The 16,244-nt window shown below is 59.2% G+C and carries 12 protein-coding genes and 2 rRNA genes; 8 read left to right on the plus strand and 6 right to left on the minus strand.

Annotated elements, in window-relative coordinates; all coding sequences use genetic code 11:
• From BLW22_RS00005 to BLW22_RS00025, 5 genes are all read left to right on the plus strand, one after another.
• Positions 1–2,846, plus strand: a 23S ribosomal RNA gene (locus tag BLW22_RS00005); the annotation flags it as partial.
• Positions 2,847–2,998: 152 nt separating this feature from the next.
• Positions 2,999–3,114 (plus strand): 5S ribosomal RNA (rrf, locus tag BLW22_RS00010).
• A gap of 152 nt (positions 3,115–3,266) precedes the next feature.
• On the plus strand, positions 3,267–3,926 hold the full coding sequence (locus tag BLW22_RS00015; RefSeq protein ID WP_065923981.1) for a paraquat-inducible protein A: 660 nt from the start codon (positions 3,267–3,269) through the stop codon (positions 3,924–3,926).
• Positions 3,913–4,536, plus strand: coding sequence for a paraquat-inducible protein A (locus BLW22_RS00020; protein ID WP_027606959.1), 624 nt, complete (start codon positions 3,913–3,915; stop codon positions 4,534–4,536). Before BLW22_RS00015 ends, BLW22_RS00020 begins: the two co-directional genes overlap by 14 nt.
• The gene (locus BLW22_RS00025) at positions 4,529–6,832 is read left to right on the plus strand and encodes a PqiB family protein (protein WP_074843604.1); all 2,304 of its coding nucleotides are present in this window, start codon (positions 4,529–4,531) and stop codon (positions 6,830–6,832) included. The genes BLW22_RS00020 and BLW22_RS00025 overlap by 8 nt, the downstream gene beginning before the upstream one ends.
• A 60-nt stretch (positions 6,833–6,892) precedes the next feature.
• Here BLW22_RS00025 and mksF read toward each other — a convergent pair whose 3' ends face one another.
• Genes mksF through mksB form a run of 3 tightly spaced genes read right to left on the minus strand, consistent with a single transcriptional unit; the run spans position 6,893 to position 11,704 of the window.
• Positions 6,893–9,733: an Mks condensin complex protein MksF gene (gene mksF / locus BLW22_RS00030; protein WP_074843607.1), complete on the minus strand. Its 2,841-nt coding sequence runs from the start codon at positions 9,731–9,733 to the stop codon at positions 6,893–6,895.
• Positions 9,730–10,437: an Mks condensin complex protein MksE gene (gene mksE, locus BLW22_RS00035; protein ID WP_065923985.1), complete on the minus strand. Its 708-nt coding sequence runs from the start codon at positions 10,435–10,437 to the stop codon at positions 9,730–9,732. The genes mksF and mksE overlap by 4 nt, the downstream gene beginning before the upstream one ends.
• Entirely contained in the window at positions 10,427–11,704 is a 1,278-nt protein-coding gene (gene mksB, locus BLW22_RS00040; RefSeq protein ID WP_065948505.1) for an Mks condensin complex protein MksB, read from the minus strand. Before mksB ends, mksE begins: the two co-directional genes overlap by 11 nt.
• A 187-nt stretch (positions 11,705–11,891) precedes the next feature.
• Here mksB and BLW22_RS00045 point away from each other — a divergent pair, with 187 nt between their 5' ends.
• Positions 11,892–12,635, plus strand: a complete 744-nt coding sequence (locus BLW22_RS00045) for a hypothetical protein (protein ID WP_051429386.1) — start codon at positions 11,892–11,894, stop codon at positions 12,633–12,635.
• Positions 12,628–13,080, plus strand: coding sequence for a ribosomal protein S18-alanine N-acetyltransferase (gene rimI / locus BLW22_RS00050; RefSeq protein ID WP_003188286.1), 453 nt, complete (start codon positions 12,628–12,630; stop codon positions 13,078–13,080). The genes BLW22_RS00045 and rimI overlap by 8 nt, the downstream gene beginning before the upstream one ends.
• A gap of 74 nt (positions 13,081–13,154) precedes the next feature.
• On the opposite strand, the gene BLW22_RS00055 is transcribed toward rimI, so the two are convergent.
• A complete protein-coding gene (locus tag BLW22_RS00055; RefSeq protein ID WP_065923988.1) occupies positions 13,155–13,559 on the minus strand; it encodes a serine kinase/phosphatase in 405 nt (134 codons plus the stop codon).
• A 151-nt stretch (positions 13,560–13,710) separates the two neighbouring features.
• Between BLW22_RS00055 and can the strand changes: the two genes are divergently transcribed.
• Positions 13,711–14,355, plus strand: a complete 645-nt coding sequence (can, locus tag BLW22_RS00060) for a carbonate dehydratase (protein WP_003188288.1) — start codon at positions 13,711–13,713, stop codon at positions 14,353–14,355.
• On the opposite strand, the gene BLW22_RS00065 is transcribed toward can, so the two are convergent.
• Complete coding sequence (locus BLW22_RS00065; protein ID WP_065948503.1) at positions 14,352–14,864, minus strand: SET domain-containing protein-lysine N-methyltransferase; 513 nt, start codon at positions 14,862–14,864, stop codon at positions 14,352–14,354. The two genes, can and BLW22_RS00065, sit on opposite strands and share 4 nt — an antisense overlap.
• A 143-nt stretch (positions 14,865–15,007) precedes the next feature.
• Entirely contained in the window at positions 15,008–16,177 is a 1,170-nt protein-coding gene (locus BLW22_RS00070) for a hypothetical protein (RefSeq protein ID WP_074843609.1), read from the minus strand.
• Positions 16,178–16,244: the final 67 nt, after the last annotated feature.

Genomic DNA, 16,244 nt, shown 5'->3' on the forward strand with positions numbered 1-16,244 from the left:
GCGATGAAAGACGTGGTAGCCTGCGAAAAGCTTCGGGGAGTCGGCAAACAGACTTTGATCCGGAGATGTCTGAATGGGGGAACCAGCCATCATAAGATGGTTATCTTGTACTGAATACATAGGTGCAAGAGGCGAACCAGGGGAACTGAAACATCTAAGTACCCTGAGGAAAAGAAATCAACCGAGATTCCCTTAGTAGTGGCGAGCGAACGGGGACTAGCCCTTAAGTGGCTTTGAGATTAGCGGAACGCTCTGGAAAGTGCGGCCATAGTGGGTGATAGCCCTGTACGCGAAAATCTCTTAGTCATGAAATCGAGTAGGACGGAGCACGAGAAACTTTGTCTGAATATGGGGGGACCATCCTCCAAGGCTAAATACTACTGACTGACCGATAGTGAACTAGTACCGTGAGGGAAAGGCGAAAAGAACCCCGGAGAGGGGAGTGAAATAGATCCTGAAACCGTATGCGTACAAGCAGTGGGAGCCCACTTTGTTGGGTGACTGCGTACCTTTTGTATAATGGGTCAGCGACTTATTTTCAGTGGCGAGCTTAACCGAATAGGGGAGGCGTAGCGAAAGCGAGTCTTAATAGGGCGTCTAGTCGCTGGGAATAGACCCGAAACCGGGCGATCTATCCATGGGCAGGTTGAAGGTTGGGTAACACTAACTGGAGGACCGAACCGACTACCGTTGAAAAGTTAGCGGATGACCTGTGGATCGGAGTGAAAGGCTAATCAAGCTCGGAGATAGCTGGTTCTCCTCGAAAGCTATTTAGGTAGCGCCTCATGTATCACTGTAGGGGGTAGAGCACTGTTTCGGCTAGGGGGTCATCCCGACTTACCAAACCGATGCAAACTCCGAATACCTACAAGTGCCGAGCATGGGAGACACACGGCGGGTGCTAACGTCCGTCGTGAAAAGGGAAACAACCCAGACCGTCAGCTAAGGTCCCAAAGTTATGGTTAAGTGGGAAACGATGTGGGAAGGCTTAGACAGCTAGGAGGTTGGCTTAGAAGCAGCCACCCTTTAAAGAAAGCGTAATAGCTCACTAGTCGAGTCGGCCTGCGCGGAAGATGTAACGGGGCTCAAACCATACACCGAAGCTACGGGTATCACGTAAGTGATGCGGTAGAGGAGCGTTCTGTAAGCCTGTGAAGGTGAGTTGAGAAGCTTGCTGGAGGTATCAGAAGTGCGAATGCTGACATGAGTAACGATAATGGGTGTGAAAAACACCCACGCCGAAAGACCAAGGTTTCCTGCGCAACGTTAATCGACGCAGGGTTAGTCGGTCCCTAAGGCGAGGCTGAAAAGCGTAGTCGATGGAAAACAGGTTAATATTCCTGTACTTCTGGTTATTGCGATGGAGGGACGGAGAAGGCTAGGCCAGCTTGGCGTTGGTTGTCCAAGTTTAAGGTGGTAGGCTGGAATCTTAGGTAAATCCGGGATTCTAAGGCCGAGAGCTGATGACGAGTTAACTTTTAGTTAACGAAGTGGTTGATGCCATGCTTCCAAGAAAAGCTTCTAAGCTTCAGGTAACCAGGAACCGTACCCCAAACCGACACAGGTGGTTGGGTAGAGAATACCAAGGCGCTTGAGAGAACTCGGGTGAAGGAACTAGGCAAAATGGCACCGTAACTTCGGGAGAAGGTGCGCCGGTGAGGGTGAAGGACTTGCTCCGTAAGCCCATGCCGGTCGAAGATACCAGGCCGCTGCGACTGTTTATTAAAAACACAGCACTCTGCAAACACGAAAGTGGACGTATAGGGTGTGACGCCTGCCCGGTGCCGGAAGGTTAATTGATGGGGTTAGCTAACGCGAAGCTCTTGATCGAAGCCCCGGTAAACGGCGGCCGTAACTATAACGGTCCTAAGGTAGCGAAATTCCTTGTCGGGTAAGTTCCGACCTGCACGAATGGCGTAACGATGGCGGCGCTGTCTCCACCCGAGACTCAGTGAAATTGAAATCGCTGTGAAGATGCAGTGTATCCGCGGCTAGACGGAAAGACCCCGTGAACCTTTACTATAGCTTTGCACTGGACTTTGAATTTGCTTGTGTAGGATAGGTGGGAGGCTTTGAAGCGTGGACGCCAGTCTGCGTGGAGCCAACCTTGAAATACCACCCTGGCAACTTTGAGGTTCTAACTCAGGTCCGTTATCCGGATCGAGGACAGTGTATGGTGGGTAGTTTGACTGGGGCGGTCTCCTCCTAAAGAGTAACGGAGGAGTACGAAGGTGCGCTCAGACCGGTCGGAAATCGGTCGTAGAGTATAAAGGCAAAAGCGCGCTTGACTGCGAGACAGACACGTCGAGCAGGTACGAAAGTAGGTCTTAGTGATCCGGTGGTTCTGTATGGAAGGGCCATCGCTCAACGGATAAAAGGTACTCCGGGGATAACAGGCTGATACCGCCCAAGAGTTCATATCGACGGCGGTGTTTGGCACCTCGATGTCGGCTCATCACATCCTGGGGCTGAAGCCGGTCCCAAGGGTATGGCTGTTCGCCATTTAAAGTGGTACGCGAGCTGGGTTTAGAACGTCGTGAGACAGTTCGGTCCCTATCTGCCGTGGACGTTTGAGATTTGAGAGGGGCTGCTCCTAGTACGAGAGGACCGGAGTGGACGAACCTCTGGTGTTCCGGTTGTCACGCCAGTGGCATTGCCGGGTAGCTATGTTCGGAATAGATAACCGCTGAAAGCATCTAAGCGGGAAACTAGCCTCAAGATGAGATCTCACTGGGACCTTGAGTCCCCTGAAGGGCCGTCGAAGACTACGACGTTGATAGGTTGGGTGTGTAAGCGCTGTGAGGCGTTGAGCTAACCAATACTAATTGCCCGTGAGGCTTGACCATATAACACCCAAGCAATTTGCGTCGAAAGGCCAGATTGCGGTGTGTGAAGACGCAATGAACCGAAAGTTCGAGATTTCACAAAACACCGACAGCTGTCACATACCCAATTTGCTGAAGCGAGGCCAGCTGGCCACGACTCAGTACCCGAATTTCTTGACGACCATAGAGCATTGGAACCACCTGATCCCATCCCGAACTCAGCAGTGAAACGATGCATCGCCGATGGTAGTGTGGGGTTTCCCCATGTGAGAGTAGGTCATCGTCAAGATTAAATTCCGAAACCCCATTTGCGAGAGCAGATGGGGTTTTGTTTTGGGCGGTCGGAAAGTGCGGAAAGATGCACGACAAATTTGCACAGTTATTTCTGAACCAGACCACTAGAATAGGCACCTAACCTTTTTTAGAGTCAGAGCCCTACCTATGCCGGATCCGGTTGATGCCCTTGAGGTGTCGGATTTACCACTGGACAACTTGGTGGCATGCCATGAGTGCGACTTGCTGATGCGCAAACCCATGCTCGCCCTCGGTGAAAAAGCCCAATGCCCGCGTTGCGGTTATGAACTCTACGCTCACCGCCATAATGTCGTTGAGCGCAGCCTCGCTCTGGTACTCGCCGCGCTGTTGCTCTACGTCCCGGCGAACTTTCTGCCCATCATGCAGCTCAATCTGCTCGGGCAGTCCTCAGAGGACACTGTGTGGAGTGGCGTAGTCGGTCTATTCGATACCGGGATGCAAGGCGTCGCCGCCGTGGTGTTCCTATGCAGCATGGGTATTCCGCTGCTCAAGCTGCTTTGCCAGCTGGCGGTGCTGCTCAGTATTCGTTGGAAGATCGGCCGTAGTTACGGCCTGCTGCTGTACCGCATTTACCACCACATGAAAGATTGGGGAATGTTGGAGGTCTACTTGATGGGCGTACTGGTGGCGATCGTGAAACTCGCCGACATGGCCTCAATCACCATCGGCCTGGGTCTGGTTTGCTTTGTCAGCCTATTAATGGTTCAGGTTCTGCTTGAGGTGGTGATGTCGCCGCACCAGATCTGGCAAGCACTGTCAGGGGAAGATGATCATGCGGGCGATTGATGCGGGCATTCTGATTTGTACTGAATGTCACGAGCTGAACAAACAAGAGCCTGACACCGATGAGCAAACCTGCACCCGATGCGGTGCGCTGATCCACGCCCGTCGCCCCAACAGCCTCACTCGCACCTGGGCCTTGCTGATCACGGCGGCCATTCTGTATATCCCCGCCAACCTGTTGCCGATCATGACCGTCAACTCCCTCGGCCAGGGCGAGCCAAGCACCATCATGGCCGGTGTGATCCAGTTGGTGCAGCACGGCATGTTCCCGATTGCGGCTGTGGTGTTCATCGCCAGCATCCTGGTGCCGACGTTCAAGCTGGTGGGCATTGGCCTGTTACTGTTCTCGGTTCAACGTCACCAACCGCTTTCCGCGCAGCAGCGCATTATCATGTACCGCTTTATCGAATTCATTGGCCGCTGGTCCATGCTGGATATCTTCGTGATCGCCATCCTGGTGGCGGTCGTAAACTTTGGGCGGCTTGCCAGCGTCGAGGCCAACCTCGGCGCTGCAGCGTTCGCCAGTGTGGTGATCTTGACGATGCTTGCCGCAGTAACTTTTGATCCCCGACTGATTTGGGATAATACGGAGTCGGACGACGACCATGAGTGATTTGCCTAAAGCTAAAACCCGCCCGGCCTCCAACTGGTCAGCCATTTGGGTTCTTCCCCTGATTGCCTTGATCATCGGCGGTTGGCTGGGGTGGCGTGCCTATTCCCAGCAGGGTATTGAGATCCAGGTGCGCTTTGAAAGCGGCGAAGGCATCCAGGCCAACAAAACCGAAGTGGTCTACAAAGGCATGTCCGTGGGTAAGGTCAAGACCCTTGCCCTTGACGACGAGGGCAATAATCGCGGGGTGATTGCCACCATCGAGATGAACAAGGATGTCGAGCAATACCTCAAGACCAACACGCGTTTCTGGCTGGTCAAGCCCAGTGTCAGCCTTGCCGGTATCACCGGCCTGGAAACCCTGGTCTCGGGTAACTACATCGCCGCCAGCCCCGGTGACGGTGAGCCCACACGCAAATTCAAGGCGCTCTCCGAAGAGCCGCCTTTGTCCGATGCCAAGCCTGGCCTGCACCTGACCATCAAGGCCGACCGCCTCGGCTCGCTCAACCGTGGCAGCCCGGTGTTCTATAAGCAGATACAGGTCGGCCAGGTCAAAAGCTACTTGCTCTCCGAGGACCAGAGCACCGTCGAGATCAAGGTCTACATCGAGCCGACCTACGCCAACCTTGTGCGCAAACACACCCGTTTCTGGAACGCCAGCGGCATCAGCATCGATGCCAATCTCTCCGGCGTGAAGGTGCGCAGCGAATCCCTCTCCAGTATCGTCGCCGGCGGCATTGCCTTCGCCACGCCGGAGAATCGCAAGGACAGCCCGCCGACCGATCCGAGCCTGCCGTTCCGCCTGTACGAAGATTTCGATGCGGCCGCTGCCGGTATCAAGGCCAAGGTCAAGCTCACGGACTTCGAAGGCCTGCAAGCCGGTCGTACACCGGTGATGTACAAAGGCATTCAGGTGGGCAGCCTGAAAACCTTGAAGATCGACCCGGACCTGTCCAGCGCCAACGCCGAGCTGACCCTCGACCCATTGGCCGAAGACTACCTGGTTCAAGACACCCAGTTCTGGGTGGTCAAACCTTCCATCTCGCTGGCCGGCATTACCGGCCTGGAAGCCCTGGTCAAAGGTAATTACATCGCCATTCGTCCTGGCGACAAAGGCAGCGCCCCGCAACGCGAATTCGTCGCCCGCGCCAAGGCGCCACCGCTGGACCTGCGCTCCCCGGGCCTGCACATGGTGCTGTTCACCGACAACCTCGGCTCCCTGGATGTCGGCAGCCCGATACTCTACAAACAGGTCAAGGTCGGCTCGGTGCAGAGCTACCAGTTCTCGCGCAAGAACAAGCAGCTGGTGATCGGCGTTCATATCGAGAAGGAATACGAAAACCTGGTTAACGGTTCGACACGTTTCTGGAATGCCAGCGGTGTGACCCTGACCGGCGGCCTCACCGGTGGTATCCAGGTGAAGAGTGAGTCCCTGGCCAGCCTGATGGCCGGTGGTATTGCCTTCGAAACACCGCAGCCGAACGTACCGCTGAAAAAGCGCATTCCACGTTTCCGCTTGTTTGCCGACCGTGAGGCGGCCAATCAGCATGGCACCCTGGTGACCATCAAGGTCGACCGTGCTGACGGTATGCGTCCAGGCACACCGGTACGTTTCAAAGGCCTGGATGTGGGTAAGATCGAGAGCGTGGACCTCAGTGCCGATATGCAATCGGTGCTGCTCAGTGCGCGTATTACCCAAGTAGCGGACCGCATCGCGCGCGTCGGCAGCCAGTTCTGGGTGGTCAAGCCAGAACTGGGCCTGATGAAAACCTCCAACCTGGAAACCCTGGTCACCGGGCAATACATCGAAGTGCAGCCGGCTGCGAAAAACGCCGGTCCGCAGAAGAGCTTCGTCGCACTGGCCCAACCCCCTGAAGCTGTCCGTCAGGAGGCTGGCCTCAGCCTGACACTTAGCGCCGCACGCCGTGGCTCGTTGAAGGAAGGTGTGCCGGTGACCTACCGTGAAGTCACCGTGGGCAAAGTGACCGGCTACGAGTTGGGCCAGACCGCCGACCGTGTACTGATCCACATCCTGATCGAACCCAAGTACGCGCCGCTGGTACGCAGTGGCAGCCGCTTCTGGAACACCAGCGGCTTTGGCCTCGACTTTGGCCTGTTCAAGGGGGCGACGGTGCGCACCGAGTCCCTGGAGACTCTTGTGGCCGGCGGTATCGCATTTGCCACGCCAGACGGCGAGCGTATGGGCAACGCCGCGCGGCCGCAGCAAACCTTCCCGCTGTTCGACAAATTCGAAGAGGAATGGCTGACCTGGGCACCGAAAATCCCACTCGGCAAATAAAGCTACAAAAAAGGCCGCGATCCATCGGATCGCGGCCTTTTTATATTTCAGCGCAAAACGTCAGACCTCATCCAGCTCCGGCTCATCCGCCTGCACATTCACTGTCGCCTTCACCACATCATGGCGACGGATGTACTTCCAGTCCGCCTCATCGATGTAGATACCGTTCGGCCCGCTGCCGCCTTCCAGGTCGATTGCCACCTGGGCAGACACCTGTGGCTTCACACTGGCGAGGATCGGCACAAAGCCCAGTTGCAAACTGGTTTCCAGCAACGCCGCCTGATTCTTCTCATCGATATCCGCTGCTTCGTCGAGGTAGTACGGCAAGCGCACACGCCCGGCCTGGTCACGGTCCATCAAGTGCAGCAACAAGTACATGTTGGTCAGCGCCTTGATGGTCATGGTGGTGCCGTTGGACGCCGCGCCGTCGATGTCGGTGTGGATCACCGGCTGACCGTGCACCTTGGTGATCTCGAAAGCCAGTTCGAACAGGTCCTTGAGGCCCAACTGGTTATGGTTGGCCGCCACCAGGCGGGCCAGGTATTCCTTGGCTTCTTCGTTCTTGTTGTCCTGCTCGGCACTTTGGCTGAGGTCGAACACCGACAGGGTTTCGCCTTCTTCGTACTGGCCAGCACTGTGGATGATCTGGTCGATATGTTTGAGGGCTTCCTTATTCGGCGCGAGTACGATGCGGAAGCTTTGCAGGTTGGACACCTGACGCTTGTTGATCTCGCGGTTGAACAGCGCCAGCTGGTGTTCCAGGCTGTCGTAGTCGCTGCGGATATTGCGCAGGGTTCGTGCAATGTCAGTGACCGCCGCCCGGCGCGCCTTGCCCAGTGTCAGCGCCTCATCGGTGCGGTGCGCATAAGCGTTGATCAACAATTGCAGGCGACGCTCTACGTCATCCTCGCTGTCGAACTTGGCCACGCCCTTGAGGCGCACCTGAGCGTACAACGCCTCGATCTGGCCATCGGCACGCAGCAAGCCCTGCCAGCTGTCCTGATAGTCATTGAGCAGCGGCAGCAGGTTATCCATGGAGTCATCGACCGGGTCCATGAACGGCGTGCCAAACGGCAAGTCGGCCGGCAACAGCTGCCGGCGGCGCAAGGCGTCATCCAGCGTACGTTGCTTGGCTTCCATATCGCCGATCTGGCGGCCCACCAGCTGCAGCTTGGCGGACAGTTGCTGGACGCGCTCGGTGAACGCATCGCTGGATCGTTTCAACTCATCCTGGGCCGCTTCCATCTGTGCCAGGTTTTCCAGTTTTTCGCCTTCTTCGGCACTCAGGGTTTGCGCGCGACGGAAGTCTTCCAGCGCCTTTTGCGCGTCCAGCACCTGCTGGTACAGCGCTTCGGTCTGGGTCTTGCTCGCCGCGCGGTCGGAGGCCACGGCTTGCTGGGTTTTCAGCTGCTTGAGTTCTTTCTCCAGGCGTTCCTTTTGGTCGCGCAACGCTGCGCGGTCCGCCAGGGCCTGCAGCGCCGGTGGTTCGATGTGGGAGATGTCGATGGACAGCCCCGGCACTTCAAAACGTTCGCCCTTGAAGCCATCGAGGATCTGCTCCAGGGATTTGACCCACTGGCCGTCCTCATCCAGCGTGATGCCGTGTTCACCCAATGGCAGGCTGAACAACGAACTGTTGAACAGGCGCATCAGGCGCTCGACGTCCTGCTGCGAAAACTCTTCGCGCAGCTTGGCATAGCTGTTGTTATCCGCGTGATCCAGCTGCTGCTTGACCGACTTCAAGCGTTTTTCCAGATCGCGCAGACGCTCGTCCAGATCCTCGGCGCTGAACTGCCGCGACTGCGCCAGTGCGCCCGCCAGTTCATCGTGAGCGTCCTTGGCCGCCAGCAATTGCTGCTCCAGGACCCTGACGTCATCCACCAGGGCAAAGCGATGCTTGAGCACCGACAACTCGCCCAGCCAACGCTGGATGCCGCTGATTTCCCGCTCCAGGCGCATCAGCTCCTGGGTGCCGCCACGCTGGTCGTTCTGCAGTGCGTCCTGCTCGTTGCGGTAGTGCTCGGCCTGGATGGTCAGCTCTTCCTTGCGCGCACTGGCATAGTCCGACCAGGTGCCGAGCAGCGAATCCAGCAGCGGCGACAGGCGATGCAGCTTGCCGCGCAGGGCGTCGCGCTGGCGAACGCCATTGGCCAGGGCTTCCACCAGCGGGCCGGCAGCGACCAGGGCGTTGTAGTCCTGCTCCATGCGTCGCACATCGCGGAAGGCTTCTTCGCACGCTGCGATGTAATCCACACTACCCGAACGCAGGCTGTGCTCGAACGCATCGAGGAACAGCTGCTTGAGCTTGGCCGCGGTGATTTCGCGCATGTGCAGCAGGTTGATAAACAACGCGCGGAAAGTTTTCAGGCTTTGCTCACTGGTGGAGCGCAGCGGGATCAGGGTCAGGTCCAGCGGGATCGACGTATGACCACCCACCAGCAAACGGCGCAGTTCATCCGGCTTGAGTTCGTAGGCTTTCAGGCCTTCGCGCTCAAGGTTGGTGAACAGCTCCTTCTGACGCAGGCAGGTGTCGTTTTTCTGATAGTGGGCCAGGTCCAGCTTGCCGGCGTAGGCAAAGAACTGGTGCCCGAAACCACCGCCCGGGCCGCGCCCGACCACGCCGATTACGTGGGGGCCATGGGGCAGGGAGACTTCCACCAGGATGTAGCTGGTGTCGGTGGCGAAGTAGAAGCGTCGCGATTGCTCCAGGGTGTACTTGCCGAAACTCATGTCCGACATGCGCGCCAGGATCGGGAACTGCAAGGCGTTGATCGACGCGGATTTACCCAGGTTATTAGCGCCATACACCGACAGCGGTTCTTCCAGCGGGAACAAGCCCAAGCTGTAGCCGGCAGTGTTCAATAGCGCGAAGCGGCGGATGCCGTAGCGTTCCTTGCTCATGCGTCGGTCTCCTGTTCTTCGGCAATGGCGCGGGCCAGTGCGTCTTCTTCGCTTTCGTCCGCGAAGTCGCTGAGGTCCAGCGGGTCATCGGTCTTCAGCAGTTTTTCATCGCTGTCTTCGTCAATGATCACCGGCACCGGCAGTGGCAACACGCTGTGTACGCTGGCCGCCAGGTCGCGGTCCTGCTGCACCGAAAGGCACACGTCGAGGAAGCGGTGCATCGGCGGCAGGAAGCGGTAAATGCCGTTGTCTTCGCTGGCAAAACCCAGCTGGGTCATACGGCGCATGATTTTTTCTTCGAGTTCTTCCTGGGTCTGCACTTCGGCCTGGATAAACAGGTCGCGGTACTTTTCCAGCAGCGACGGCAGCTCGTCACGGCCCAGGCTGCCACCGTCGAGCACGGCGATCGGGTCGCGGCCCTGGTCGGCCAGGTGCTCGACAATGATGAAGGTGAACAGCGCCAGGCGCTGGGCGGTCTTGTTGACCTGCGCACTCGCAATCGCGGAGTCCGGCACGAAGTAGTAGAAGCCACGGGTATCGCACACCAGCTCAAAGCCCAGGGCCTTGAACAGCGTGCGGTACTGGTCCTGGAAGTTCGACAGTTGCGCGTACAGCTCGGGGTCGCGGCGGCTGACGTGGTAACCCTTGAACAGCTCGCGAAAGATCGGCGCCAGCTGGGACAGTTCGGATAGATCAAGATGCATGAGGTGTACTCGCAGGATGCTCGGCGGCGTCGGTGCCGGCCGGGAGCAGGGCGAATGAGCGCAGGCTGACCTGGTGCTCGTGTGTGTGGTAGTCGCGGCGTTCCAGGCGCTCGCGCTTGAAGCGTTTCTCCCGCGAGAGCCGCGAGAACCAGTACAGCAATTCGTCGGTGGCACCGTCCGGTTCCTGCTCCAGCAGCCAGGTCATCAGGTCCGGCATCGGCAGCGCGTCTTCGCAGCGCTCGAGCATTTCCTTGACCGTCCGAGGTGCGCGCTGGGCTTCGCCCTTGTGGGACTTGTGCGCCTTGGGGAACCGGGCCGGTTTCGGCTCGAAGTTCGCCAGGGCATACACATAGGCCTCGACCTGGCTGGCACTGCCGAGGAAGGTGCTTTGCGGTCGGGTAAACATCGGCATCGCCGCCTGCGGCACCGCGTCCAGGCCTTTACGGCGGATGGCCGACAGCGCCAGCGCCGCACCGCGGGTCACGGCATTGTGCCGACGCGCTTCTTCGCGCAGCGGCAACAGCAGCTCGCGGGCATGCCGCAAGGTCAGCTGGGCGCTGGTCTGCATTTCGAGGATGCGCGCGTGGGTGCGCAGCAGCATGTCGTCGTCCACCAGGTGGCCGAGGCGCTGTTGCTCGGTGAGCATGCGCAGCAGCACGTTTTCCACCTTGCGCACGCCTTGCTCGAAGGCACCGTCGGCGTTCACCAGCTGGATCATCGGTTCGACGTACTCGTCCCAGGTCGCCAGGACTTCGGCGTAACGCTGGCGCAGCGGGATCTGCCGGTCGCTGGTCTTGGCACGGTCGGCCACGGCCGCGAGGGCCTGTTCGTCGTTGGCGAGTTTTTTCAGTACGTCGCGTACGCGCATGTCGAGCAGGCGCAGTTGGCGGGCCAGGTCGTGGCCATCACGGATGTCGAAGGCATCCTGGATATAACCGGCCAGGCGCTCAAGATGGCGCAGGTAGGCTTCGATCTCCAGGCACAGGCCAAGCCGGTGCTCCTTGCGAAGATAAGCCAGGAAGTCGTGGATCTGCGCGTTGAGCTCGAAACGGTTCGGGCTCTTGGCGACAGGCACCAGGATATCCAGGCGAATCCACACGTCCAGCAGGCTGGTGATGTCCTGGGGCGTGCTGTCCAGTTGTTGGGCGGCCAGTTGTGCGCGCAGCTCGCCGAGGCTCAGGGTGCCTTGGTCGAAGTGTTCGCACAGTGGCTCAAGTAAGGCCCAGTGTTCGGCGAGGGCGCGCAGGACGCGCTTGGGTTCGATCATGGGAATGGCCGGCTGGTTGGCGATTAAAAGTCGCGATTGTACTGCATCAGGCGCGGGATTTATCCACAGCCGGTCAGTGCACAGTGGGCGATTGTTACCGAACAGCGGTAGAATCCCCGCTCTTTACTTATCCACAAGTGGCCGAGCTGTGCTTATCGAGTCCCGACGTCGCGCTTACTTGACCGCCATGCAGGTGGTCAACTGGCTGCCCCGCACCGAACTGCCGTTCGCCGCCCCGTCGCGGCCCGAGCTGTTAGCGGCGCTTGAGCCCTATGAGGCGTTCGAGGTTTCGGGGGAGGAGGCGGCTGCACCGGTGGCCGTGGTCAAACCCGTACTGGAAGCTCGTCCTGCGGTTGAACGCGTCAAGGTCGAGGTGCCGCGCCCGGGGCCAATGGCCAAGCCCGTAGTGGCCGAAGCGGCTGCGCCGGTTGCCAAGGCCCCCGTGGTGCCGCCGCCACGCTTTGCCCTGCAGTTATTGCGGGCCGGGCGTTGCCTGCTATTGGTGGAGTTACCCACCGGCGAGCGCTTCCAGACCCGCGACCCCGCCTACATGCTGCTCAAGGACATGCTGCGCGCCGCCGGCCTGCCCGACAGCCCGCAAATCGTCGGCGACCCGGTCCGTTGGCCGCTGCTGGTACGCGGCACCATGGACCAGGGCCCGGAAGCGGCGCGGGATTTCGTGCAAGGCTTCGTCTCGGCACGCCTGGAGGACGAACCCTGCGTGTGCCTGTGGCTGATCGGCCTGCCCGCCGTACGGTTTGCCGGTGAAGCGAACGCCGAAGCCTGGTACCGCGAACTGCAGGTCGAGGGCCTGGGCTCTGTATGGGCCCTGCCGGGCCTGGAATTATTAATGGAAGAGCCACAGCGTAAGGCTGATGTCTGGCAAGCCATGCGCCGGCTGATGGCGCGCTGGAAAACAACCGATGAGTGAGGCTTTATCCTTCCGCCCGATGACCGAGGCCGACCTCGACGCCGTGCTGAAAATCGAATACGCGGCATTCAGCCATCCCTGGACCCGCGGGATCTTTCTCGACGGGCTGGGCAAGTACCAGATCTGGCTGATGTTCGAAGGCGAGCAGCAGGTAGGCCACGGCGTGGTGCAGATCATCCTCGATGAAGCGCATTTGCTGAACATCACCGTCAAGCCGGAAAACCAGGGCCGTGGCCTGGGCCTGGCACTGCTGGAACACCTGATGTCCCGCGCCTATGCCGCCAACGCGCGGGAATGCTTCCTGGAAGTGCGCGACAGCAATACCGGAGCGTTCCGCCTCTATGAGCGCTATGGCTTCAACGAGATTGGGCGTCGCCGGGACTACTACCCGGCTGTCGGCGGGCGCGAAGATGCGGTTGTCATGGCCTGCACCCTCGTCGATTAAACACACGGACCAATGTGGGAGGAGGGCAAGTCGAATCGTCGCACCGCCCCTCCCACATTTGGATTTGCGCAGTGTCAGCGGTTTCCGTCTACCGGGTCCAGATCAGCCAGTTCCGCTTCATCCAGGCCATTTCCGCCGCCAATGTCATCTTCATCGACAATGCTCAGGTCAAAATCCGCCGGGTTGTCTTCCCCCGCCTCCCGAGCGTCCCGCGCACCGTCTTCATGGATCAGGGTTTCCGGGCTCATATCATCATCGGTCGACTCATGATCAGCCGTTGAAGCCCCGGTCAGTCCGGCCTCGCGCACCCGTTCGTCGGGCATCAGCTGTTCTCGCTCGCCACGGGGGATCTCATTGCCAATCTCCGCCGTCGGTTCTTCCTCGTCAAAATCCAGCTCGCGCATCGAGCCCATGCGGTCTTCGTTGTCGTCAATCGGTTCGGGCTGTGTAGCGCCGTAGGGACGTCGTGATTCAGTCATGGCCAATCCTCATACTGTGGGGCTTATAGTGTGTGGACAGGCATGGCCCCCCAAGATTCAAGTAATTGCCCGCCGGCTATCTTTATCATCGGCGTGACCCGGACGGGCGGTCGTCTGTCAAAGCTGCGCATCATTCCTGAGGCTTTCCCTGATGAACGAACTACAAGACCTGCTTGATAACAACGAACGCTGGGCGGATGCGATCAAACAGGAAGATCCCGAATTCTTCGCCAAGCTCGCCCGCCAGCAGACCCCTGAATACCTGTGGATCGGTTGTTCCGATGCGCGGGTACCGGCCAACGAGATCGTCGGCATGCTGCCCGGTGATCTGTTCGTACACCGCAACGTGGCCAACGTGGTGCTGCACACTGACCTCAATTGCCTGTCGGTGATCCAGTACGCGGTCGATGTACTCAAGGTCAAACATATCCTCGTCACCGGCCACTATGGCTGCGGCGGCGTGCGCGCCTCGATGCAGGACCGCCAGTTCGGCCTGATCGACGGCTGGCTGCGCACCATCCGCGATCTCTACTACGAAAACCGTGACGTGCTGGCCCAACTGCCGACCGAAGAGGAACGTGTGGACCGCATGTGCGAGCTGAACGTGATCCAGCAGGTGGCCAACGTCGGCCACACCAGCATTGTGCAAAATGCCTGGCACCGTGGGCAGAGCCTGTCTATCCACGGCTGCATCTACGGCATCAAGGACGGCCGTTGGAAAAGCTTGAACACCACCATCAGTGGCTTCGAGCAGCTGCCTCCGCAGTATCGCCTGCGTCCGCTGGGCGAAGCCTAAGGCCGTTTGCGGTCGCGCCAATGGGTCATGAACGCCTGGCCTTCGGCGTTCAAACACTCTGTGCTGCCGGTGATCCAGCCCCGGCAGTTCAGCTCGCCGCATTGGCAGGCGAACTGTCGGAACAAGGCGTCCTCGGTACTGGCGTAGTCCAGGGTCAGCGGGGCGCCAGCGACTATGGGCTGCACGGTCCATAGCTCCAGGTAGGTGGTGTCGAAAAACACATTCGGGTTGCAGGAGTGTCGCAGCAGGCCGCAGAACCAGCTGTCATACAGGTGGATGCGGGCGGACAGCTGCAGCGTACGTGGGCGTCGCTCGTTCACGGCGTAACCGGACACCCGGGCAATGCGCACGCGGCCGTCGAAACCCACGCGAGCCCTGACGCCGCCGCCGTCGCGCTCAACCTTAAAGTGCTTGGCCGAGGGATAGCCCTGTTCAACGAGCAGTGTCTTGAACGGGTACAAACCATCACTCACAGTGGTTTTAGCCTGGTCCATGGCTTGAGTTTTCATAACTCTCCTTGGTTAGGCTGCATCGACCTGCGGGTGGTGGCTGACTACCAGTCTTGCAGCGGATGGGCCCGGCTCAAGACTCGCTGAACGTGGAGCCGATTTCTACTGTCAACTTTGACAGTAGAAATCGGATTTTCTGCTGTCTACAGCGCAGGCGCCATGATGCTGGGGGCGGGCGCTGCGTTCTTCAGTTGCTTGAGCTGCGTCTTGATCGAAGGCGTGGCGCATTTGGCGTTCGCCTGTTCCGGGGTCAGGTTGCGCACCGAGGTGTAGAACAATTCGCAGGTCTGCTCTTTGCGCGTGACCTGCCAGGTGTTAATGCAGGCCTTGAGCAGCACATTCGGATCGCTCGCGGGTTTCTGGCCCATTCCGGCCTGCCAGCAGGCGGCGCTCAAGTCCTGGCCCATCACTTTTAAACCCGCGTCGTCGGCTTTCTGCTCGTTACCGTCATAGGTGTCCGGGCTGGCCGCGTACCAGATGTAGCTGGGGTGGTTGGCGCCCAGCACCGAGACGGTCTTGCCCGCGGCAGGGCTGATCTGCGCCAGGCCCAGTACACCCACGGTTTGTCCGTATTGCTGCTTGATCCAACTGCGCACCGGCGCGCCGAACGCGACCATTGGCAGCGAGCCGTTGGGGTGCAGGCTCAGTTCGCTGACCATGCGGGTCTGGTAGTCGGTGAAGTAGCCGTAGACGTTCTCCAGGTCCTTGCCCGCATTGGAAGGGGCGGCGATGGGGGCGATATCGATGATGGTCTGGTAGGCCGGGGTTTCGGTGGCCGGCACGCCGTTATCGGTGAGCAGGCTGGCCCAGCGGTCGGTGGTGGCCGACTCCAGGTAATCCTGGGCCTGGGTCAGCGAATAATCCGGCGGGAAATGCAGCAACTCGATGCTCTTGCGGTTTTCCAGGGCCATGCCCAGTGGCAGGAACAGGTACCAGTTGTACGCCCACTTGCCGTCGCTGTTGAGTCTGCTCGCGCCCTGGTAGGCCAGGTCAGCGGTATTGAGCAGCGCGGTCAGAGGCTGGCCGTAACTGTCGGGTACACCGCTGAAGGTCGCGGCGAGCTGCCCTTCATGGTTCTTGACGCTGACCTTGGCTCGGCTGTAGCCATCGCGCTGCAGGCTTTGGTTCAGGTAGTGCTCGGCGGTCTGCTCCAGCGTCCATGGCCGAAAGCAGATCACATTGCAGTTATTGGGGTAAGCGAACAACTGGGTCACCCGTTGAGTGCTGCCCAGCGGTACTTCGATGTCGGCGTGTACGACCGCACTGGCCATCAGTGCGGCCAGGGTGAAGGACAACCTGGTCGGTTTGAACATACTTGATTCCTTGTCAGCGAAAGCCCGTCTGCGCGGGGTGAAAGCCCACCTCCTCACAGTAGCGGTT

Source organism: Pseudomonas marginalis, from assembly GCF_900105325.1.
Lineage (GTDB): Bacteria > Pseudomonadota > Gammaproteobacteria > Pseudomonadales > Pseudomonadaceae > Aquipseudomonas > Aquipseudomonas marginalis.